The sequence below is a fragment of the Larkinella terrae genome (assembly GCF_009668025.1).
In the GTDB taxonomy this organism is placed as follows: domain Bacteria; phylum Bacteroidota; class Bacteroidia; order Cytophagales; family Spirosomataceae; genus Larkinella; species Larkinella terrae.
The window spans coordinates 1,128,399-1,150,570 of the sequence record NZ_WJXZ01000014.1; the positions used below are offsets into that span (position 1 = coordinate 1,128,399).

Annotated in this window: 21 protein-coding genes; 8 read left to right on the forward strand and 13 right to left on the reverse strand. The window is 52.1% G+C overall.

The features are described 5' to 3' along the window. Positions 1 to 70 precede the first annotated feature (70 nt). From GJJ30_RS26325 to GJJ30_RS26335, 3 genes are all read left to right on the forward strand, one after another. On the forward strand, positions 71 to 1,090 hold the full coding sequence (locus GJJ30_RS26325; protein ID WP_310588392.1) for a bile acid:sodium symporter family protein: 1,020 nt from the start codon (positions 71 to 73) through the stop codon (positions 1,088 to 1,090). Between the two features lie 194 nt (positions 1,091 to 1,284). Next, the gene (locus tag GJJ30_RS26330; protein WP_154178145.1) at positions 1,285 to 1,743 is read left to right on the forward strand and encodes a type II toxin-antitoxin system VapC family toxin; all 459 of its coding nucleotides are present in this window, start codon (positions 1,285 to 1,287) and stop codon (positions 1,741 to 1,743) included. 38 nt (positions 1,744 to 1,781) lie between these two features. Further along, the gene (locus GJJ30_RS26335; RefSeq protein WP_154178146.1) at positions 1,782 to 3,479 is read left to right on the forward strand and encodes an arylsulfatase; all 1,698 of its coding nucleotides are present in this window, start codon (positions 1,782 to 1,784) and stop codon (positions 3,477 to 3,479) included. Between the two features lie 111 nt (positions 3,480 to 3,590). On the opposite strand, the gene GJJ30_RS26340 is transcribed toward GJJ30_RS26335, so the two are convergent. Further along, positions 3,591 to 4,028, reverse strand: coding sequence for a carboxymuconolactone decarboxylase family protein (locus tag GJJ30_RS26340; RefSeq protein ID WP_154178147.1), 438 nt, complete (start codon positions 4,026 to 4,028; stop codon positions 3,591 to 3,593). Between the two features lie 95 nt (positions 4,029 to 4,123). Between GJJ30_RS26340 and pdxR the strand changes: the two genes are divergently transcribed. Both pdxR and GJJ30_RS26350 read left to right on the forward strand, forming a co-directional pair. After that, positions 4,124 to 5,605: a MocR-like pyridoxine biosynthesis transcription factor PdxR gene (pdxR, locus tag GJJ30_RS26345; protein ID WP_154178148.1), complete on the forward strand. Its 1,482-nt coding sequence runs from the start codon at positions 4,124 to 4,126 to the stop codon at positions 5,603 to 5,605. 165 nt (positions 5,606 to 5,770) lie between these two features. Continuing rightward, positions 5,771 to 7,003, forward strand: a complete 1,233-nt coding sequence (locus tag GJJ30_RS26350) for a lytic transglycosylase domain-containing protein (protein WP_170299281.1) — start codon at positions 5,771 to 5,773, stop codon at positions 7,001 to 7,003. Here GJJ30_RS26350 and GJJ30_RS26355 read toward each other — a convergent pair whose 3' ends face one another. The 3 genes from GJJ30_RS26355 to GJJ30_RS26365 form a co-directional block, all read right to left on the reverse strand. After that, a complete protein-coding gene (locus GJJ30_RS26355; RefSeq protein ID WP_154178150.1) occupies positions 7,004 to 8,041 on the reverse strand; it encodes a DUF4249 domain-containing protein in 1,038 nt (345 codons plus the stop codon). It lies immediately after the preceding gene. Beyond that, entirely contained in the window at positions 8,041 to 10,398 is a 2,358-nt protein-coding gene (locus GJJ30_RS26360; protein WP_154178151.1) for a TonB-dependent receptor, read from the reverse strand. The genes GJJ30_RS26355 and GJJ30_RS26360 overlap by 1 nt, the downstream gene beginning before the upstream one ends. 92 nt (positions 10,399 to 10,490) lie before the next feature. After that, complete coding sequence (locus GJJ30_RS26365; protein ID WP_154178152.1) at positions 10,491 to 11,813, reverse strand: cryptochrome/photolyase family protein; 1,323 nt, start codon at positions 11,811 to 11,813, stop codon at positions 10,491 to 10,493. A 183-nt stretch (positions 11,814 to 11,996) separates the two neighbouring features. Here GJJ30_RS26365 and GJJ30_RS26370 point away from each other — a divergent pair, with 183 nt between their 5' ends. Both GJJ30_RS26370 and GJJ30_RS26375 read left to right on the forward strand, forming a co-directional pair. Further along, positions 11,997 to 13,079, forward strand: a complete 1,083-nt coding sequence (locus tag GJJ30_RS26370) for a complex I subunit 1/NuoH family protein (RefSeq protein ID WP_154178153.1) — start codon at positions 11,997 to 11,999, stop codon at positions 13,077 to 13,079. A 56-nt stretch (positions 13,080 to 13,135) separates the two neighbouring features. Further along, complete coding sequence (locus GJJ30_RS26375) at positions 13,136 to 14,407, forward strand: DEAD/DEAH box helicase (protein WP_154178154.1); 1,272 nt, start codon at positions 13,136 to 13,138, stop codon at positions 14,405 to 14,407. Here GJJ30_RS26375 and GJJ30_RS26380 read toward each other — a convergent pair. After that, the gene (locus GJJ30_RS26380) at positions 14,404 to 15,339 is read right to left on the reverse strand and encodes a hydrogen peroxide-inducible genes activator (RefSeq protein WP_154178155.1); all 936 of its coding nucleotides are present in this window, start codon (positions 15,337 to 15,339) and stop codon (positions 14,404 to 14,406) included. The two genes, GJJ30_RS26375 and GJJ30_RS26380, sit on opposite strands and share 4 nt — an antisense overlap. Before the next feature lie 250 nt (positions 15,340 to 15,589). On the opposite strand from GJJ30_RS26380, the gene hemH reads away from it, so the two are divergent. Next, positions 15,590 to 16,657: a ferrochelatase gene (gene hemH / locus GJJ30_RS26385; protein ID WP_154178156.1), complete on the forward strand. Its 1,068-nt coding sequence runs from the start codon at positions 15,590 to 15,592 to the stop codon at positions 16,655 to 16,657. 304 nt (positions 16,658 to 16,961) lie between these two features. Here hemH and GJJ30_RS26390 read toward each other — a convergent pair whose 3' ends face one another. The 8 genes from GJJ30_RS26390 to GJJ30_RS26420 form a co-directional block, all read right to left on the reverse strand. After that, entirely contained in the window at positions 16,962 to 17,468 is a 507-nt protein-coding gene (locus tag GJJ30_RS26390; protein WP_154178157.1) for an OsmC family protein, read from the reverse strand. A 33-nt stretch (positions 17,469 to 17,501) separates the two neighbouring features. Further along, complete coding sequence (locus tag GJJ30_RS26395; RefSeq protein WP_154178158.1) at positions 17,502 to 17,774, reverse strand: DUF4242 domain-containing protein; 273 nt, start codon at positions 17,772 to 17,774, stop codon at positions 17,502 to 17,504. A 208-nt stretch (positions 17,775 to 17,982) separates the two neighbouring features. Beyond that, positions 17,983 to 18,117, reverse strand: coding sequence for a hypothetical protein (locus GJJ30_RS32555; RefSeq protein ID WP_262885389.1), 135 nt, complete (start codon positions 18,115 to 18,117; stop codon positions 17,983 to 17,985). Positions 18,118 to 18,150: 33 nt separating this feature from the next. Continuing rightward, positions 18,151 to 18,486, reverse strand: a complete 336-nt coding sequence (locus GJJ30_RS26400; RefSeq protein WP_154178159.1) for a hypothetical protein — start codon at positions 18,484 to 18,486, stop codon at positions 18,151 to 18,153. Positions 18,487 to 18,760: 274 nt separating this feature from the next. Then, positions 18,761 to 19,399, reverse strand: coding sequence for a response regulator (locus GJJ30_RS26405; protein ID WP_154178160.1), 639 nt, complete (start codon positions 19,397 to 19,399; stop codon positions 18,761 to 18,763). Between the two features lie 205 nt (positions 19,400 to 19,604). Then, positions 19,605 to 20,609: a c-type cytochrome gene (locus tag GJJ30_RS26410; protein WP_154178161.1), complete on the reverse strand. Its 1,005-nt coding sequence runs from the start codon at positions 20,607 to 20,609 to the stop codon at positions 19,605 to 19,607. A 187-nt stretch (positions 20,610 to 20,796) separates the two neighbouring features. Next, positions 20,797 to 21,387: a carboxymuconolactone decarboxylase family protein gene (locus GJJ30_RS26415; protein ID WP_154178162.1), complete on the reverse strand. Its 591-nt coding sequence runs from the start codon at positions 21,385 to 21,387 to the stop codon at positions 20,797 to 20,799. A 102-nt stretch (positions 21,388 to 21,489) separates the two neighbouring features. Beyond that, positions 21,490 to 22,044 (reverse strand): peroxiredoxin, encoded by a 555-nt coding sequence (locus GJJ30_RS26420; RefSeq protein ID WP_154178163.1) that lies wholly within the window; start codon positions 22,042 to 22,044, stop codon positions 21,490 to 21,492. Between the last annotated feature and the right edge of the window lie 128 nt (positions 22,045 to 22,172).

The window sequence follows — 22,172 nt, forward strand, 5'->3', positions numbered from 1 at the left end:
ACTAAAATCAATATTTTTCGACTCCCAAACGGATGATTGCGCAAGGCGGTATCCCAATCGATTTTAGTTCGTGAAAAGCCAACCAACCTCCTCGACGTTTACGTTTGCTTCGCTTCGCCAGTTGGCGGGCCGGGCCGGATTGGACTGGTTTCTGCTGGCGCTGCTGAGCATGATCGGGCTGGCGTATCTCTGGCCGACGCCCGGTATTCAGGAAGGGCCGTTCTCGCTGTCGAGTCTGGCCAATTACGGCGTATCGGTTATTTTCTTTTTCTACGGACTGAAGCTGAACTTCGAGAAACTGAAGGCCGGTTTGAGCAACTGGAAGCTGCACGCGGTGGTTCATTTGTTCACCTTCGTGGTTTTTCCGCTCCTCATTCTCAGCACGAAAGGATTGTTTCAAACCGACGAAGCCGCCCTGTTGTGGCTCGGTACGTTTTACGTGGCCGCGCTCCCGTCGACGGTTTCGTCGTCCGTTGTGATGGTTTCGATTGCGGGCGGCAACATGCCCGCGGCTATTTTCAACGCCAGCATTTCCAGCCTGATCGGGGTGTTTATCACACCGGTCTGGATGGGCTTCGTCTTAACCACCGAATCGGGCCAGTATGATCTGGCTGGCGTGATCGGAAAGCTGGCTTTACAGGTCATTGCGCCCGTGGTGCTGGGCTTGCTGTTGAACCGGCGATTGAGCGATTTTGCCAAATGGACGCAAAAATACCTCAGCCATTTCGACCGGATCGTGATTCTGATGATCGTTTACTGTTCGTTCTGCGAGTCCTTTGAGCGCCGGATGTTTCAGAGCCTGACCGGGCCGGATTTGCTGGTGCTGGGTGGTTTGATGCTGGGGCTGTTTTTTCTGGTCTACGGCCTGATCAGTGTCGTTTGCCGCCTGCTCGGTTTCAGTCGTGAAGACCGGATTACGGCCTTATTTTGCGGTTCCAAAAAATCACTCGTTCAGGGCAGTGTCATGGCCAACGTGCTGTTCCCGGCCAATGTCGTCGGCATTGTTCTGCTCCCGATCATGATGTACCACGCGCTCCAGCTGATTGCCGCCAGTGTGCTGGCGCAGGCCATTGCCCGGCGGAATGGATAGTATTTTCGTATGCAGTTCGTGCGGAAAAATCGTATATTTGAATATGGAACTAAAAGTACAGATACCGTTTCAGCAGTTGGTCAGGATTGTGAAACAACTATCTCCGGCGCAGAAGGCCAAGCTACAAAAAGAACTGATGGCTTCGGAAGCAAAACCGGTATCTAAAAATTCTTCTTTGACCGAACTCCTGCTCAATGGTCCGGTTTTTACTGACGATCAGATTGAAACTATTCAGGAAAACCGCAAAGCGATCAACCAATGGCGGACCGAGTCTTGATACCTCGATATTAATTGATTATTTCCGCAAAACCGATAAATCGAAAACCCGGCTGGTCCGACTCTCACAACGATTCGAGCAACTGTGTATTTCCAGTGTAACCGAATTTGAAATATACAGTGGAGCGAACCCGCAGCAACTCGGCTTCTGGAATCAATTACTGGATAATTCCAGCGTTTATCCGTTTGACAGTCAGGCATCAAAGGTGGCTGTTGATATTCAGCAGGATTTGAAACGTCTGCGAAAAACGATCGACAAGGCCGACTTGTTTATAGCTGCAACCGCTGTCGCAAACAACCTGATTCTGGATACGCTAAACCGTAAACATTTTGACCAGATTGCGAAACTAACGTTGCTTGATAGCCGAATCGAGTAGAATGCCTTAACGTTTACCATTTCGCCCTAAATCTTCGAATGAAAAAGAAACGTTTCCTCACTGTTCTGCTGAGCATTTTCTTACCCGTAACTACGGTTTTCCTGTTAGCGTTTAGCAATCTTATCTCCAAAAAACCGCTTAATCACCCGGTCTCAAGTCAACATTGGCCCGCGCCGAAAGCCGCCAAACGGCCCAATATCGTGCTGATCATGGCCGACGACATGGGCTACTCGGACTTGGGTTGCTACGGTTCCGAGATTCCAACCCCGAATCTCGATCAACTGGCGAGTCAGGGTGTCCGGTTTACGCAGTTTTACAACACGGCCCGGTGCTGCCCCACCCGCGCATCGCTGATGACGGGTTTGTTTCAGCACCAGGCGGGCATCGGCCACATGACCAAAGAACCCAACAACGCCATTAATTACGATTACGGGGTTTATGGTTACCGGGGCGAAATAAACCGCAACTGCGTCACACTGGCGGAGGTGCTCAAATCGGCAGGTTATCATACGTACATGGCCGGGAAATGGCATCTGGGATCCGCTACGGCGGATTTGCGCCCCCGGCAGCGGGGTTTCGACCGGTTTTACGGTTTGCTTTCGGGAGCAAGCAGTTACCTCGATCCGGTTCATCCGCGCGGCATCTGGAGCGACAACGAGCCGGTTGAAAAAGTGAGCCAGCCGTTTTACACCACCGACGCCTTCACCGATCACGCCATTTCGTTTCTGCAGGAGCAGCAAGACCCGCAACCCTTCTTTTTGTACCTGGCCTTCACCTCGCCCCACTGGCCACTGCACGCCCTTTCAGCGGACATTGAGCGGTTTCGGGGAAAATACCGGCAAGGCTGGGATGCGCTTCGGGAACAGCGGTTGCAGAAACAGATCAAAACCGGTATCGTTCCGAAACAGTGGGGCCTTTCGGCGCGCCCGGACATTTACCCGGCCTGGGCTGAGCAGGATACCACTAAACAGCGGGAAATGGATTACCGCATGGCGGTGTATGCCGCCCAGATCTCCCGCATGGACCAGAACATCGGCAAGCTGGTCGATCAGTTGAAGAAAAGCGGGCAGCTCGACAATACGCTGCTGGTTTTTCTGTCCGACAACGGCGCCTGTCAGGAAGGGGGCGTTTTGGGCGGAGGTCAGATTGCCGACATTAACGTGCCCGCCAAATCGGGCGCCATTTCGTACGGGGCGGTTTGGGCCAATGCATCCAACACTCCCTTCAAAGGGTTCAAACACGTTTCGTACGAAGGCGGTATTTCCACTCCGCTCATCGTGCATTATCCGGCCGGAATCAGCCAGAAAGGGAAAATTACGGCAACACCCGGCTACCTGATTGACATCATGCCGACGTTTCTGGAGGTCAGTGGTGCGACTTATCCGACGCAGGGCAATGGCCAGACGATCCAGCCCATTGAGGGAAAAAGTCTCATGCCGGTGCTGACGAAGGGCGCGAAGCAGTTGCACGACTTTATGTTCTGGGAGCACGAAAACCACCGCGCCATCCGGTTTGGCAAGTGGAAAGCCGTGGGCATGATCGGTCAGCCGTGGGAATTGTATGACCTGGAAACCGACCGGACGGAGCGGCAAAACCGGGCGTCCGAAAAGCCGGATCTGGTGGCCAAACTCGATGCAAAATGGAACGAATGGGCGAACACGCACCACGTTTTCCCGAAAGGCACTATGAAAGCCGACTTCCGGAAAGAATGGAATTTCTTTAAAGTGGCTAACTAGTTTCCGGTTTTCGGGTCCTCAGGACAGCCTTTGGATGAAAATAGTGGCTGATAAAACCTCAAAACTGTTCATCCCTCATGAAGAAGCGGAGGCAAATGACTTTTTCCCCGGTCAAGCCGGTGACATCAGCGTACAGACCCCGATGCGGTTCCAGGAATTGATAACGCTGATTGCCAGGATAAGATCCGCAATCTGACTGTCGCCGAAATGAAGCGCCACTTCATTATAAACTTCGTCCGGAACGGTTTGACTGGCAATCCGGGTAACGGCTTCCGTAAGCGCTAAAACCGCCCGTTCGGCATCCGTAAAAAAGGGCGTATCCCGCCAGGCAGTAAGCGCATAAATCCGTTGTTCGGTTTCGCCGTGCTGGCGGGCTTCTCTGGTGTGCAGATCGATGCAGTACGCACAGCGGTTAATCTGAGAACTCCGAATTTTGATCAGATCTTTTACTGTCTGACTCAGATCGGTTTGTTGGACGTATTGATCAATCGCCAGCATGGCCCGATAAGCCGCCGGATTTACTTCTTTGACACGAATTCGCTTTTGCATTTTCAAATCGATTACGCAGTAGTGAGGTAGCAAAAATACCGCTTCAATGGGCTATGTTTGTAGCCCAGAAATGTTAATTCAGGTAGCCCAACAAAATGCTTACACCGCCGTTTTCGATGGCAATTGACCGGAACCTGAATGTGCCGGTTTATTTACAGATTGCCAATGCGATGATCTTCCAGATTCAGCAGGGCAACATCCGGCCCGGCGCGCGGTTGCCCGGAAGCCGGGAACTGGCGGAACAGCTTCAGATTCAGCGGAAAACGGTACGGGCTGCCTACGATGAACTGGTCGCTCAAAGCTGGGTCGAGACCCGGCCCCGCAAAGGCATGTTTGTGGTGTCGAACCTGCCGGACATAAAGTCCCACCCGATCCTGGTCAACCAGCCTGCGGGTTCGTATCCGAAACAGACCTTCTTCCACGTTCCCAAAAAACAAGCAACTCCCGCGCGCTTCGCCACCTCAACCAAACCGGCGGTTCGGGTTTTTAATGACGGTTTTCCGGATACGCGACTGGCACCCACGGATTTACTCATTCGCGAATACCGCCGGTTTGCCAATTTTCAGTTCACCCAGAAATTCCTGAGCTACGGTCCCGCGCAGGGTTCCGAAAACCTCCGCATCGAGCTGGCCCGTTTTCTGAACGAAACCCGCGGGTTGCAGGTAACAGCCAGTAATGTTCTGATTACCAAAGGTTCGCAAATGGCGATGTACCTGATTGCCCAACTGTTGATTTCACCGGGCGATGCCGTTGTGGTGGGCGACCCCGGTTTTTTTGGTGCCAACGACGTTTTTGAACAAGCCGGTGCTCGTCTTCATTGTGTGCTGGTCGATGCGCGCGGGCTGGATCTGGATGCGGTCGAAGCGGTTTGTCGGCGGAAAAAAGTTCGGCTGGTGTACGTCGTGCCGCATCATCACCATCCCACCACGGTGACGCTGAGTCCGGAGCGCCGGATGCAATTGCTCGCGCTTTCGGAGCAGTACGGTTTTGCGATTCTGGAAGATGATTATGACTACGATTTTCATTATGCCTCCAGCCCGGTTTTGCCGCTGGCCAGTGCCGACCGGTCGGGGACGGTGATTTACGTCGGGTCGTTTTGCAAAACCATTGCCCCCGCCATTCGGATCGGTTTTATGGTGGCTCCCGAAAACCTGATCGATCAGGCTACCCAGTTACGTCGGCTGATCGATCGGCAGGGCGAAAGTCTGCTGGAAGAAGCGATGGCTAATTTGCTCAAAAATGGCGACATCAACCGGCACCTGCGGAAAGCGAACAAGATTTACCACGAGCGAAGGGACGTATTTTGTCAGTTGCTGCACGGGCAGTTGCCGAACGAAATCCAATTTGAAGTTCCCGATGGCGGAATGAGCGTCTGGGCGACCTACACGGGCGGGGTGACAAGCAAGGCCGTTGCGGAGCGGGCCGAAGGATTCGGGTTGCGCGTGGACAGCGGAGAGAATTATTCCCATCAGAAAGTCAGCAGCCCGCACGTTCGGCTGGGCTTTGCCTCCATGAACGCCGAAGAACTCGAACAGGCGGTTTTTCTGTTGGCAAAAGCTGTCAGGAGCGTGCGGTGAAGGGTTGGATTGCACGGAAATAAACCCGCAAACGCGGTAAAGTTGGGACTAAATTTAAAATGGGTGTCCAGCAAGCTAAGCGTAACCTTTCCCTAAAAAACACGTCTAAAGTGAACACAAAACCGCCGATGAGCGTTTTTTATGTTGACAACCAAGTGGATAGGCGTGCATCAACGAAGAATCTTCTTTTTAGTAACTCTGATTAATCTCCTCTGCCTTGCCGTTGTAACGACGGTTTCTGCCCAGCGACATGCGCGAAAAGGACCGGCTCGGGCGGTTTCAGTACCTAAACCGGCGGGGGTAAACTTCTGCGGAGAACCGGTTCCGGTGGAAAGCGGGGCCGTGGCCCACAACCTGTCGATGGCGCTCATGCGGAACATTTCGTCGCAAAACCACCTCATCAATTTCCGTCGCCGGGCCATTGCACAATATTTCCCGGTGATTGAACCGATTCTGAAAAAATACCGGATTCCCGACGATTTTAAGTACCTGGCCGTGGTCGAAAGCGGGTTGAAAGCCGATGCGGTTTCGCGAAAAGGAGCGATGGGCTACTGGCAGCTCATGCCCGAAACCGCCGATGAACTGGGATTGAAGTTCAATGACAAAGTGGACGAGCGCAAAGATTTGCTCAAATCAACCGACGCGGCCTGTCGTTACCTGCGGATTCTGTACCGGAACCTGGGTTCCTGGACGATGGTGGCGGCTGCCTACAACGGCGGAATCGGCCGGATGCAGTCGCACATGAAAAAACAGCGGGAGTCGAATTATTATTTCCTTTCAATGAATCAGGAAACGAGCGATTATCTCTATAAAATCGTGGCTGTCAAGGAGTTTTTTCAGTTTCCGGGCCAATACCTGACGAGCAACCTGATGGCGTCGGCGGGGAATTTGTACGAACGGGAGCGGGCGGAAGCGCAGGCGCGGGGCCTCATTCCGATTGACGAACCGGAACCGGTCGGGCTGGCGATTGCCCCGAAAGAAAGCATGGAATTGCGGTACGAAACCGCTTCCGTCGATAGCCTGCTTGGCGCCTTGTCGCAGTTGAAGGCAACGAATGCGGTTTTGTTCAAAGGCGAAGTACAGGCCGAACTGGTAAAACCGGGCAAGCTGGCGGTGGGCCAGACCTGGCAATTCAAACTCACTTCCGAAGTGCAGATTGGCGACCAGAAACTAGGCAAAAACGATGTGCTCTACGCCGTCGTCGACGATGTGGACCGTCAGACCGGTCAGCTTTTTCTGCGTTCGACCAAAATCGTTTCGCCTTCGGAAAAACAGCCCTATAAACTGAATCTCATCTGCCTGAATACGCAGACTGGTCTGGCGGGCGTTCCGCTCCCGAAAGCCGATCAGCTAAAACCGGGCGGTCGTGGCTGGGTTGTCGACTGGAAAGTACTTTAACTACAACCAGCCCGGGGGTTCAACAACGGGGGTCATCAAACCGTAGGTCCATCGGCAATCGCCTTCCGGCACAAGAACCGTACTGATGAAGCCATAAATGGCGGTGCCGTACGTATCGTCGCCCCGTTCCCGAAACCGCTTGCGAACCACCGCCGATGCGCCAAAATAGCCCAGAGCCTGATCTTTGCTGTCGCTGGAATTGGAAATGTTACCGATGACTGACGCCGGAAGCGGATCGAAAATGGTGCCGGTGCGGGATTGCTGCTCCTTGAAAAGTTTCCAGAATTGATAAGCCGTGGGTGTCATACTGTATTGCTGCACCTCAATCAGCGTCGGGCCGGGCGTGTAAATGGGCGAGCGCATCACCTGCCGTTGCCGCAACCGGTTTCCGTTCACGCCATTGTCCGATAAAATATTGATATCCTGACTGAAATACTGCAACCAGCACCGGTCGTAGCATTTTCCCGGGCATCCCAGACAACACGGAATACCGGTCGAACGTCGGGCGGTGTAGGTGTAGGCCGTCCAGCGGTAGTAATTCTGTTGGGTTGCCGGGTCGGTCGCGTCGAGGTAAAAGTAATACTGGTAGGGGAGGGTGACGCTTTCGGTAGCCGTAAACTTGGCATATACGCTGTCGATGGGCGGAACAGCGGGCATTTTTTCGGGTGCCGAAACGTAGGTTTTTCCGTCGGCCAGCCGGATTGTCAGGGTGTAGGAACGGCCGGGTTGACCAACGAAGGACGAATCCGTTGTCTGGTAATAGCCCGGATTGAAAATATTATGCGCCAGGGACGTTGAATGCCCCACATCGTCTTTCAGTGTAACCGTCGCATTCGTAATTTTTTGATCCTGAGGAGTTTCCTGATCGAATGAAAAGCTACCAGAATACGAAAGCCGGACGCTGTAGGGCGGTTTTTCGTTCGTGATCAGCCCATCGACCACCAGCCGGGGCGCTTCGTTGCGGATGGGCAGCGAAACCCGGTCGATGCAGGCCGACGCGACACCAACGATCATCCAGAATAAAATAAGTCGTTTCATCAAAAATTAAAATTATACGTAATCGACGGAATGACGGTTCCGAAAACCGCCAGTCGATAGGCTTCCGATCGTGAATTGGCCCGGTTGAAATACACCGAATACGGATTTTTGCGGGCGTAAACGTTGTAAATGCCGATGGTCCAGATACTGTACCGGGTTTGCCGGTTGCTCAGCCGGGTATCTTTCGAAAATGCAATATCGAGCCGGTGGTAATCCTGCACCCGGTCGGCGTTGCGTTTGGAATAATTCAGCGTCGGCTGGTTGGCAAAAACGTACTGACCGTCAGGGTACGTGGCCGGAACGCCGGTGCTGTAGACAAAGTTGGTCGTAAATGTCCAGTTGTACCGCATCGCTAAGCGGGTCTGGATATTCAGGTTGTGCGGTTTATCGAAATTCGACGGATAATACGCGCCCTGATTGACCTGCAACTCGCTGTACGCCGTCTGCACGGCCACGAGCGAGCGGGCATACGAATAATTGAACTGCCCCGTTAATTTCCCTTTGTTTTTAGCCAGGCTCAACTCCACGCCATACGCCTTGCCGTGTGCCCGCAGCAAATCGGTTTCCAATCGTTCGTTCAAAAGCAAAGTAGCGCCATAGCGGTACTCGACAAGGTTATCGATATTTTTGTAATAGCCTTCCAGAGCGATTTCTATGGCGTTGTCATTCAGATTTTTAAATACGCCGACGGCAATCTGATCGGCCACCTGGGCGGGGACAAACGAATCGCTGACTTTCCAGAAATCGGAGGGCGTGATGGCAGTGGTGTTGGAGATCAAATGAATGTACTGGCGGTTTCGGCTGTAGTTCAGTTTTAGCGACATGCTCGGAGTTACCTGCAAACGCAAGCTCAGCCGGGGTTCCAAACCGCCGTAGGTCTGAATGGTTTTTCCGTCGGCAAAAACCGTCGAATCGACCACGGTTTCGGGCGAGCGGGGTACTTGTCCGGCGTAGCGATAAACCGTCTGCGGACCGAGCTGCGCATAGGCCGAATACCGCAACCCGGCCTGCAGCGTGATCCCGGGTGTCAGAATCCACTCCGTATTGCCATAGACGCCCAGTTCGCGGGCATTCTCGGGTTCCAGTCGTTTCGGGTTGATGCTCGAATTAGCGCCCGTTGGCTGCTGATCGCCCTTCTGGATTTTATACAAAATTCCATTGGCCCCAATCTGTAATTTGTGTTTCTCAAACAGCGTGTAAAACAGATCGGCTTTCACTTCCCGGTGCTGAATGTACGAAGTCAGACGAAACGTGTAGCCTTCGGTTTCGCCATCGACGTGGTATTGATAACCGCTGTATAAGGCGTTGACATTCAGTTGTAAGTTTCGGCGCAGCAGGCTGCTCCAGCGACCCGAAACCACGTTCGATTGCCAGCCGTAAGTGGTGTCGCCCGGAAATTTGAAGCTGTCTCCGCTCCGATAGGCCGACAGTGAGAACGTATTGATCGCGTTGGGCGAATAGGTAAGCCTGAGATTTCCGTCGTAAAAAAACGCCCGGCTTTGTTTGGCTGCGCTCCGTTCCGGAAACGATTTGAGAATCCAGTTTGGGTAGGCCAGCCGCCCGGCCGCCATCAGTGTCAGCCCTTTCGCAATCGGACCATCGACCACCACCCGCCCGCTGACGGGACTAACCCCGCCCGACAACCGCCAGCGTTCGCTGTTGCCCGCTTTGGTATTAACGAGGAGCAGGGACGAAATCCGTCCGCCGTATTGTGACGAAAAACTGCCCTTGTACAAGTTGACATCCTGTACGACGTCCGAACTGATGTTCGTGTAAAAACCGAGCAAATGCGAGGTGTTGTACATGGGCGCGCCATCGAGCAAGACCAGATTCTGGTCGGTACGGCCCCCGCGTACGTTAAAACCGCCCGCGCCTTCACCCGCCGTCGAAACACCCGCCTGAAGCGTCAGCGCTTTCAGAATATCCGGTTCGCCCAGGACCGCCGGCATTTTTTTGAGTTGCCGGACATCCAGTTGAATCTGGCTCATCCGAACGTCCTTCACATTCTGATCCGCGCGCCGGTCGCGAACCTGCACTTCATCCAGTTCAAAAGTTTGGGAAATCAGTTTGAAAACCGCCGTGCGGTTGGCGTTGACGACAATGAAGGGCCGCTCGGACTTAAAACCAACCGCCGACAACTGAATGTGGTAGGAGCCAGGGCGCAGCGAAAAAGAAAACCGGCCCTGTTCGTCGGTAGTTAAACCTGCGCCGGATTCCACTACGAACATACTCGCACCCACGACGGGCAGCGCTGTGTCGGCCCGCATAACCGTTCCGCTTAAGGTAACCCGCTGGGCAATAAGTTGTTGAAGGCTTAGGAATAAGAAAGCAAAACAGTAAAAGTATCGATCACGCATGCACGGCAACAGATTGTATTCGTATAGACACCAAAACGTATGATAAAGTTGTAATCATCCAAGTTACAATTTTATTAATACTATTTTCGGGCCTATTTTGAATCGGCGAGCCCTTTTTTGTAAATTTCTATCGCCCGGTTTCGTGCCATTGTATGTTCGACCATTGGTTCGACGTAGTCTAGCGAATTGAACTCCGGCACCCACCGCCGGATGTACTCGCCTTTGGGGTCGAATTTCTGGGCCTGCAGGCTTGGATTGAAAACCCGGAAATACGGCGCAGCGTCGGTGCCCGAACCGGCCGCCCATTGCCAGCCGCCGTTGTTGGCCGACAGATCGTAGTCGCGCAATTTTTTAGCAAAATACGCTTCGCCCCAGCGCCAGTCGATCAGGAGGTGTTTACACAGAAAACTGGCCGTAATCATCCGGACGCGGTTGTGCATCCAGCCAATTTCGTTGAGTTGCCGCATCCCGGCATCCACAATCGGATAACCGGTTTTGCCTTCGCACCAGCGTTGAAATTCGTCTTCATTGTTGCGCCAGCTGATGTTGTCATAGGCGGGTCGAAATGAGCTGGTTTCGACGTGCGGAAAATGATCGAGGACCTGAAAGTAGAAATCCCGCCAGACGAGTTCGTTCAGAAAAGTAAAATTGTGCTCCCGGGCCTTGCGGGCCAGTTCGCGGATACTGACGGTGCCGAATCGGAGGTGAATGCTCAACTCACTGGTTCCTTTGATGGCCGGAAAATCACGGGTTTCTTTGTACTGCTGGAGGAGTTGAGCGCGTACGGTTTTTGCAGGAAAGGTTTCTTTTAGAGGTTTGAAACCCAATTCTTCCAGCTTCGGAATGGGTTGGTCAGCGGTTTTCAGGAAGTTTGAAAAGTACTTTTGAGTCGGATAGGATTTGAGGTAAAAATCGTTCAGTTTGTTGTGCCAGTTGCGGCTGTAGGGCGTAAAAACCGTATACGGCGAACCGCTGCCGGTCAGAATCTCGTCGCGGTCGAAGATGGTTTGGTCTTTGTACGTATAAAATTCGGCGCCTTTTTCGTACAGCAAATCCGCGATGGTTTTGTCCCGGTTTTTGGCGTATACTTCGTAGTCGTAATTTGTGTAAACCGCCTGAACAGCAAACTCATTGAGTAGTTCCCTGTAAACTTCCAGCGGTTTTCCGTAACGCACGAGCAAGGTCGTTCCGATTTCCCGAAACTCCTGCTGCATCTCCAGAATTGTCTGATGAATGAACGCGAGTCGGCGATCCTGTTTGTCGTCGAGCGCGTCGAGAATGGTCTGGTCAAAAATGAAAACGGGCAAAACCGGAAAACCACTGCGCAGGGCGTGGTAGAGTCCCGCATTGTCGTGCAGGCGCAAATCCCGGCGGTACCAGAACAGGGCGACGGGCTCCTGGATCAATTCAGACATACGATGGGTGATTTGGGTACGCAACCGCGTGTTTGCCGGAAATGTTTGTCGTACCGGCGGACTTTAGTCCGTAATTTAGACCCGGCATCCCTATATTTGAAAATTATTCCGGTATCTGGCTGAAAATCCCAGCAATTTCCAGGGTTAGGACTCAAACACGGACTGCCGTTCGTGGGTACGTATATGCTTGCACTTCCGATATTTTTAGGCATCTCAGTTGGTTTTGTGGTGGTTGGCGTCTACCTCGAACGCAAGGTTTCGGCGTTTATTCAGGACCGGCTGGGACCGATGGAAGTCGGGAAATTTGGCTTGCTGCAACTGATTGCGGATTTGCTGAAACTGCTGCAAAAAGAAGACATTGTGCCCAAAGCCGCTGATCGTAAGCTGTTTCTGCTGGCGCCGATGGTGATTTTTGCGTCGGTTTTTGCCGGTTACGCCGTGTTACCGCTGACGCCTGATTTACAGGGCGCTACCGCCGATGTGGGCGTGTTTTACCTGATGGCGATTGTGTCCGTCGATGTGATCGGGATTCTGATGGCGGGATGGGGTTCCAACAACAAGTATTCGCTGTTCGGGGCGATGCGCTCGGTGGCCCAGATTGTTTCCTACGAAATACCGCTCGGGCTGACGATTCTCTGCGCAGTCATGATTTGCCAGACGTTGAATTTGCAGGACATCAGTTTTCAGCAGGGCATTTATGCGGAAGAAACCAATTACCTGTTTGGTCTGAAAGCGCTGGGTGTCGACGTGACCAACTGGGGCGGTTTTTTCAGCTGGAATATCCTGCGAAACCCGTTTCTGCTGATTGCCTATATCATTTTTTTCATCACAACCCTGGCCGAAAGCAACCGCGCACCGTTCGACTTGCCCGAAGGCGAATCCGAACTGGTGGGTGGTTATAACACCGAATACAGCGGCATGCGGTTTGCGCTTCTGATGCTTTCGGAATATGCCATGATGCTGCTCGTTTCGTTCCTGGGCGCGATTTTGTTTCTCGGAAGCTGGAACACGCCCCTGCCAAATATCGGCCCCGTTCGGCTGGCCGACTGGACGAGCGGTTTGCCCGGTACGGTCTGGGGCAACATTACCGGCGTGTTCTGGCTGTTTTCAAAAGCCATGCTGGCGGTGCTGCTGCAAATGTGGGTGCGCTGGACATTCCCCCGCGTCCGTGTCGATCAGATGATGTTTCTCTGCTGGAAGGTCCTGACGCCGGTCGGCCTGATCCTGCTGCTGATTTCCGGCGTCTGGCGGTTGTTGATGGTGTAATGGCACTTTATTTGTCCTGAACGGGTTGTACAGATAACAGTACCTAACTTTACCACATGTCATTTACGAAATTACCGCTCATTGAGCCCATTTTAAAGGCGTTGAGCGCCGAAGGTTATACCACTCCCACACCCATTCAGGAACAAGCCATTCCCGTTTTATTAGACCGCCACGATTTGCTGGGCTGCGCCCAGACCGGTACGGGAAAAACCGCTGCCTTTGCCATTCCCATTCTCCAGATTCTGAGTGAACAAAAACTGTCGGATCGAGGCCCGAAACCGATTAAAGCCCTGATTATGACGCCGACGCGTGAGCTGGCGATTCAGATCGGCGAGAGCTTTGCGGCTTACGGACGGTTTTTGAATCTCCGTCATACGGTTATTTTCGGCGGGGTTTCGCAACACGCGCAAACGCAGGCCCTGAAAGCCGGAGTAGACATTCTGATTGCCACGCCGGGGCGGCTCCTCGATCTGATGAACCAGCGGTTTATCGACCTGCGAACCATCGAGCTGTTCGTGCTGGACGAAGCCGACCGGATGCTGGATATGGGTTTCATCCACGACGTTAAAAAGGTCATTGCCAAATTGCCTTCGCAACGTCAGTCGCTGTTTTTCTCGGCAACCATGCCGCCGGACGTGGCCAAACTGGCCGATTCGATCCTGCGAAAACCGGTTAAAGTGGAAGTAACGCCGGTTTCATCGACGGCGGAAACCGTGCAGCAATCCGTCTATTTCGTGGATAAGGCGAACAAGAAACGACTGCTGATTCACCTGCTGAACGATCCGACGATTGGCTCGGCGCTGGTATTTGCCCGGACGAAACACGGGGCGGATAAAGTCGCCAAGGACCTTGCCAAAGCCGGAATTCAGGCGGAAGCCATTCACGGCAATAAATCGCAGAATGCCCGCCAGCGCGCGCTGACCAATTTCAAAAACCGCCAGACGCGGGTCCTGGTGGCAACGGACATTGCCGCGCGGGGGATCGATGTCGAGGAACTTTCGCACGTGATCAACTACGAATTGCCGAACATTCCCGAAACCTACGTTCACCGGATTGGCCGGACGGGCCGGGCCGGAAACAACGGTGTGGCCTTTTCGTTCTGCGATGCGGAGGAAAAAGATTATTTGCGCGATATCAACAAGTTGATTTCCAGAACCATCCCGGTAATCGATAACCATCCGTATCCGATGGGATCGGCACCGGCTGTAGCGGATGCTCCGGCTCCGACAAACCGGCCTCAAGCCAAAACCGCTCTCTCGGATAACCGCAGCGAGCATCCCCGCAGCGATTTCCGGAATGGCAACCGGCGTCGTTTCGGACGGCGTTAAATACCGATAACCGTATTTTTTTTCTTTGTGGTCAGCTCGGCGGGCAAATGAGTAACAATTTCCTGTTTGAGGGCATCGATCAGTTTCCGCTTCAGAAAACTGCGGTGCATCACCAGACTGACTTCCCGCACCGGCTGTGGAGCCTCGAAAGGCCGGGTGCGGGCCTTCCGGATGTTGTCCATATCAACCGTTGCAAGCTGGGGGAGGAGCGTAAAACCGTCCTGTTTATCAATCAGTTTGATCAACGTTTCGAGCGAACCGGTTTCGTAACGGAGCGGCTGACTACCGTTCTGCCGCTTGTCCGTTCCGCACAGGCTAACCACTTGATTACGAAAGCAATGCCCTTCCGTTAATAGCCACAAACCGTCCGTTTTCAGGTCTGTAGCCGAGATAGTGGTTTTTTGAAATAGCGGGTGGGAATCGGCGGCATAAACGACGAACGGTTCGTAGAACAACGGGATTTCCAGCAGGCCGTTTTCGTCTAGCGGAGTGACGACAATGCCGACGTCGATCAGCCCGTTTTTCAATCGTTCCAACACCTGTTCCGTCATCATTTCCTGGATCTGCACGGTGACGCCCGGATACCGGTCGATAAACTGACCGATGAAATACGGCAGCAGATACGGAGCCAGCGTCGGAATGATACCGAGCCGCAGTTCTCCGCTGAAATCTTCTTTCGATTCTTTGACAATTTCCGGAATCCGTCGGGCGGTTCGCAGCACATCCCGGGCCTGACTCAGAATCAGTTGCCCGGTTTCGGTGGGAACCACCGGCTGTTTCGACCGATCGAATAGCAACACGCCCAACTCATCTTCCAGCTTCTGGATTTGCATGCTTAAGGTCGGTTGCGTAACGTGGCAATGATCGGCGGCAGTGGCAAAATGGCGATGGGTATCAACGGCAACAATATATTCTAACTGGGAAAGAGTCATTAATGAATGATTTGAATGGTTGGATGGTTAAGAATGGTTGGATGGTTTGGATGGTTAAAAATGGTTGGATGGTTAAATGGTTAAAGCAGAGTGAGCTTTCTCAACCGTTTAAACCATCCAACCATTTTTAACCATCCTAAATATTTATAAATAATTTCGATGTAAAAATAAAACATATTGATTGAGTTGATACGGATAAGGTTGTAATTTTGAAGTGTTATTTCAGTTTCTAATTTGAGCCGTATTTGGTATGGAGATACCCGTTTTGCAAACCACCATCCTCGCAGCGAAACAACCCGGCAAAACCGGTGTTCTGATTGTTAACCTGGGCACGCCCGACAGTCCGTCGGTGCCGGATGTTCGAAAATACCTGCGCGAATTTCTGATGGATGGTCGGGTGATCGACATTCCGGTGGTTTCCCGCACGTTTCTGGTGAACGGGATTATCGCGCCTTTCCGGGCGCCCAAATCGGCGAAGGTTTACAAGGATGTCTGGACAGTAAACGGTTCACCATTAAAGTATTACGGCGAGGTTGTGGAGCGCGAGCTGCAGACTGCTCTGGGCGAGGATTATGTGGTCAAGCTGGCCATGCGGTACCAGAATCCGAGCATCGAAGCGGGTCTTATGGCGTTTCAGCAGCTCGGTTTGACGGAAATCATTGTGATTCCGTTTTTTCCGCAATATGCGTCGGCCAGCACGGGTTCGGTGTACGAAAAAGTGATGGAAATTGTGGGCAAATGGCAGGTCATTCCGCGGATTTCCTTCACCAACCGGTTTTCCGATCACCCGAAATTTATCGAAGGATTTGTTCAGCTGGGCCGTAAATACATGGAACAGCAGGAGTACGATCATTTTCTGTTCAGCTACCACGGTTTGCCCGAACGCCAGATTCTGAAAGGCGATGTAACCGGCGAGGTGTGCAAATTCGGCGATTGCTGCAATTCGCTCCACGCGATGAATCAGTATTGTTACCGTGCGCAGTGTTTCGATACGACCCGGCGGCTGGTGCGGGAACTGGGCATTCCGGAGGGAAAATACACGACTTCCTTCCAGTCGCGGCTGGGCAAAAATCCCTGGATAAAACCGTATACCGACGAAGTCATTCCGCAACTGGTTCAAAAAGGGGCCAAACGGGTGCTGGCTTTTTCCCCGGCTTTCGTGGCCGATTGTCTGGAAACGATCATTGAAGTCGGCGTTGAATACAAGGAGCTCTTCGAGAAAAACGGCGGAGAACACTGGCAACTGGTCGAAAGCCTGAACGACAGCCCGATCTGGATCGAAACGCTGGTCGATCTGGTGAAACGGGCGGCTTATTGACGCCTTTTCTGTAACTTACTCGCTTCAGAACCGACTACCTCATGGAGCCAATTGCCGGAAAAATTCGCTACACCGTTGAAGAATACCTTGCGCTGATTGAGGAATCGGACTCAAGTATGAATTTATAAATGGCCATATCTATGGTATGGCTGGAGGAACTCCGGCACCCGATGCGTGAAATTTACCTCGGCGTCGATGTTCAGGAAGACCTGGAATAGAAAAGGCCCGCCAGACGACGGGCCCTTTTCATTTCACGGCCCACATCTAAGCCATTGAAATGAAGTTCTGTTCACGGTGGTGTTCGTTATTGCCGATCAAAGGAAGTTTTTACAGAGACACCGCGGGTCAATGTCTGATAAACGACACAGTACCGTTCGGTCAGTTTGGCCAGGGACTGAAGCTGCTCCTCCGTGGCATCGGTATCCAGCACGAAGAAAAGGCGGATATTTTTAAAGCCAACCGGTGCGTCCTTTGAAACACCCAGCGTTCCGCGGAAATCCAGATCCCCTTCGGCCCGTATTTTACCGTCTTTTAACTCGACGCCGATTGCCGTTGCGACGGCCCCTAAGGTTACGCCGGCGCAGGCCACCAGGGCTTCCAGCAGCATATCGCCCGAGCAAACCTGCAAACCGCTGCCACCCGTCGCCGGGTGCAAACCGGCTTCCACCAGCGCCCGACCGGTGTCGACTTTGCAGGAGATTCCCGCGCCCAGGTGACCTTCGGCTTTCAGCGTGATCAGGGCAGAGTCGGGTTGTTCCCGGTATTGATCCTTCAGCGGTGCCTGCAGACTTTTTAGTTCTTCCGATTTCATTCGGCAATTTAATCAGTTGTCGACGAAAAGAACTTATTCAGCAGTAGTCGGGTCAATAATCGTGGAAACTTTGCTGACCGAGTTGGCTGGAAAACCGCCTTGCCGGGCGTGTTCATAAATCATTTCCTCGTTCGGAGCATTGTAAACGCAATAGATTTTATCCGTCGTTACGTAGCTCTGAACCCACTGAATCTGAGGGCCCATTTTATCCAGAACACCACAGGAAGTTTGTGAAATTGCTTTTAGTTGATCGGCCGTGAGACTTCCCGCTCCGGGGATTTCTCGCTCAATTACATACTTTGGCATTGTTTTTTGTTGTTTATAGTTCCCTACTCATTAGGCTTTTCAGATACGCCCCGTTTGGTAAGCGGTTTCTGGTCTCCGCTTTTCTTCACTGACCGGTAAGCCGTTACGGTGGGTACCGGATGGGTCAGTTAAAAACTCTTCAAAAGTTAATTTGTATCCGGCAAACACAAACCGGTCGGCTGTATAAAACCGCTTGAATCAGGATTTACTATGGCCACAAATCTTCGTCAATTTCGTCCCAGGTAATCTCGTCGTCATCGCTATCGAAGGGATTAACCCGACCGAAGCCGAGCCAGGTGAGGGCGCAAAGAATTGTGAACAGCGAAATAATTACAGTTTTCATAGGTTGTAAAAGGCATTCAGACTTTGGTGGATTCTAAAGCATCAACAGCCAGGAAACGGGCAGATTAACCTCATTCGCAGGATATAAACGAGCCAGGAAAAGGGCGTTCCGGCAGGCAGAATCCAGGAGGCCACCCGGTGACTGGACGACCTGAATCGACGAAAGTTGCGACCGGGACTGTACCGGCAGGGCCTCATGGTTGACTGGATTAAAACCGTCGCACACCTGAATCGTCAGTGTCGGCGGGTTTGCGTCATAGAACCGCAACCGGGAAATGTGGTCGTCAGTGAATGAAGAAGTTGGCAGGAGGGCTAAAGTCAGAAAGCCCACCATCGTCAGGGAAACGGCGGCAATACTCAGAACTTTCAAAGCGTAAATGTTATGGTGTGTGTATTTAGATGTTTACCGCTGCAAAGGTCTGGTTTCTTGTACTGAAAAAAATCACCTAAATCGGTGATTTACTGTCACTGAATTCGGTGATTTTTAACCAATAGTGGTTTTTAGCTGGCAAATACCAGAGCGGTTTTACGGCGTATCGATTGATTTTGGACCGTAACGCGAAAACGATCAGACACGGGAGGGAGGAATAAAAAACGCCCGGTTTTTCATAAAACCGGGCGAATAATCGGGCTGAATAGCGATTTTAGACCAACTCTTCTTTCTTCATAAAACCCTGCTTCATCAGGTGTTTCATCAGGCCAAGCGCGGTCGTTACACCCAGTTTCTGGTAAATCCGTTTGCGGTGCGTTTCAACGGTATTGAAGGAAATAAACAGTTTATCGGCAATTTCGGTACTGGATAATTCATCCAGAATCAGGCTGGCAATCTGGGTTTCCCGGTCCGATAGCGGATTGTCGTCGACCGGAATCGCAGTGGGTTCTTCCATCGAAAAAACCCGGCTGTCGATGTGCCGCCGACCGGCGGCAACGGCCAGAATCGCGTCAAAGAGCTCAGACTTATCGGCGGTTTTGGTCATGTAACCGTTGGCTCCTGCCTGCATGGCCTGCCGAACCAGCGCGGGCTCATACGAACCCGATAACACCAGAATTGCCATGTGTTTGTACCGGCTTTTCAGCAGGGGAATGAGGTCGGCCGTTTTCAGGGTCGGCATAATCAGATCGGTGATCAACACGTCAACGGGCTCCTGATCCAGCAGATCCTGTAACGAAGCGCGGTCATTGGCCGTTCCGATTACCCGAAAACGGTCATTTGTGGCAAGCAGATTGGCGAAGCTTTCAAGCACAACCTGATGGTCATCCAGAAGGGCAATAGAATAGGTCATCGGCAAGGTTGCAAAAATCCAATGCAATAGTCGGTTTTTTCCCTGAAAAGGGCACTAACTATTTGATTGAACGGCAGTGAGAAAAACCGTACCGCGCTGGAGCATGGTCAGATGAAAGCAACAGGAGGTTGAAGCAGGCCGATTTGCGGTTAAAAAACGAAGGCCCGACCCGTTCGGGCCTTCGTTTTTTTATGAGAAGCGTCTATTAGCGGGAAGCGACTTCTTTGCCTTTCGGAGTAAATTTCACAACCGCATTTTTAACCGGTGCCACCGTTTTCAGGTAGGTATAAATCGCACCTAAATCCTGCTCGTTCATTCCGCCATACATCACCCAGGGCATGATGGTATTGAACTCGGCATGTTCGAGCGTCGCCGGGTGTTTGAAATCCGGTTGCACGGCGGCTTTAAAGCGATCGATAAAGGCCTGTTTGGTCCACGAGCCAATACCGGTTTCGGGGTCCGGTGTTATGTTCAACGAGCGAACGGTTCCCGTAGGCATCGGGAAACCACGGCCACCGGCAAACTCCAGCCCCGGTAGGTGTTGCCCCTTGTCGTCGACGGGCGTGTGACACTCGCCACAGCTGGCGAACGTGACCAGATACTTGCCATACGCAACGGAATCGGCCGGATCCGGACGTTTGCTGCCTTCCGATTTCGTAGGAATTGTATTGATAATCAGACTCATCGGGAAGTCGGATTCCGGTTCGGGAATCGACTTGTTCTCGATCGGTTTCAGGGTTCGCAGGTAGGCAATGATCGCTTTGACATCGTCGGGATCGGTCTGGCCAAAATTCAGGTACGGCATGACCGGAAACAACGGATGGCCGTCTTTGCTGACACCGGTCGTGATCGCCCGGTAAATTTCGCCGTCGCTCCAGCCGCTCAGGTGGGCAGGTGTAATGTTTCGGGCGTAATAACTACCCGGAAAACCCATTTCCCGGGTAAAGGCTTCTCCGCCTTTTCCTTCGGTTCCGGAAATAATCGGTCCGCTCGGCAGTGACCAGTTCCGTTCCGAATGACAATCGATGCAAACGGCAACGTGATTGGCCAGGTATTTGCCCCGCGCAATCTGGGCCGAATCAGCCTGAATAGTCAGTTCCGGCGCTGGACCCACATTGGGCAGCGCCGTTTTAAGGTATCCGATTCCGCCAGCGGCCAGCAGCACAATGACGCCAAGGAAAATCAACAGAATTCGTACGAATTTTTTCATGCTATAGTTTTTGGAAGAGGGAGTAGGTATTTATTCCCTGTAAACATATTGAAAAGGAATTGGAATGAAAGAATAGAAGTTACTTGTTTTATTATTTGGTGAACAAAAAAAACCTGCGGAGCACGAAAGCCCCGCAGGTTTGTCAATGAAGTGTATTTTTTAGTTGATGAACTGTAACTAGGTACTTTTACAGGACGGTAATTAATCCTTTAATGACGGACGCGAGCCGGATGGCGTCGAACACCCGGGCCTCACTGGCACCGTGTTTCAACACACTTTCTTCGTGCGAACGGACGCACAATTCGCAACCATTCACGGCGGAAACGGCGAGGCTCACCAGTTCAAAAAACTCTTTTCCCAAAACCGGATTCATCATGATGCTCATCCGAATGCCCGGCTGGGTTTGCTGGTAATAGTCCTTGCCGGTAAAATGCCGGAAGCGGTAGAAGACATTGTTCGTGCTCAGCAGCGACGTACAGGCCAGCGTTTCCGCAATTTCGGCATCCGTAGTGCCCTCCTGACGGGCCATGCTGGAAAAGCTGTCGATCAGGGGCTGGTGTTTTTCGTTGGCAGCTACCGACAAAGCCAGCAGATACGCGTGCTTTTTCGATAGATTCTGGCTGCTGTTCAGCACATTCCCCACGTTGATTTTCAGATCCCGCAGGTACCGGTGGTCAACCTGTCCGAGTGTCTCCAGCGCGGGATAACTGGCCGAAGTGTCCAACCCCAGATTGGTCAGCAGCGATAATACAGTTTCGTTTTGAACGGAAGTAGTCATGGTTGTTGCGTAGATGGGTGATTGAGTAATTGAGTGAATACCTTCGCAGGAGTTGAAAATTGGCGGAGCTATTCGCTCAATTGCTCATTCGCACAATCACAATTAAGCGCTAAGTGTCTCTTCGCCTTTTACCCAGTTACAGGGGCAGAGTTCGTCGGTCTGGAGGGCGTCCAGAACGCGGATTACTTCATTGACGTTCCGGCCTACCGACAGGTCGTTAACGGATACCCAGCGAACAATACCTTGTGGATCAACGATGTATGTCACGCGGTAAGCGATTTTTTCGTTGGCTTCCAGAATACCCAGCTCTTCGGCCAGTGATTTTGACGTATCCGCCAGCATCGGGAATTTCAGTCCGCGCAGGTCGTCGTGATTTTTGCGCCACGCCAGGTGAACAAATTCGCTGTCGGTTGAAGCGCCAATGACGATGGTGTCGCGGTCGGCGAAATCTTCGAATTTGTTGTTGAATTCGGCGATTTCCGTCGGGCACACAAACGTAAAGTCTTTCGGCCACCAGAACATCACCAGCCATTTGCCGGCATTCTTGTGATCGTCGGACGATATTTCGTAAAACTCATTGCCTTTTTCCAGCGATACTACGGCTAGCTTCTTGAAATCCGGGAAAACGGAACCTACCGAAACAATTTGATTTTTCATAGAATGGATTTATTTGTACAGGTTGTAACGTCTAAATTCTGTACAAAAATGCGAAAAATCGGAGTAGGATGTAAATTCGATTTATTGATGGAGTATAGATAAAATCAATGCGGTTTTTAACTCCTTAA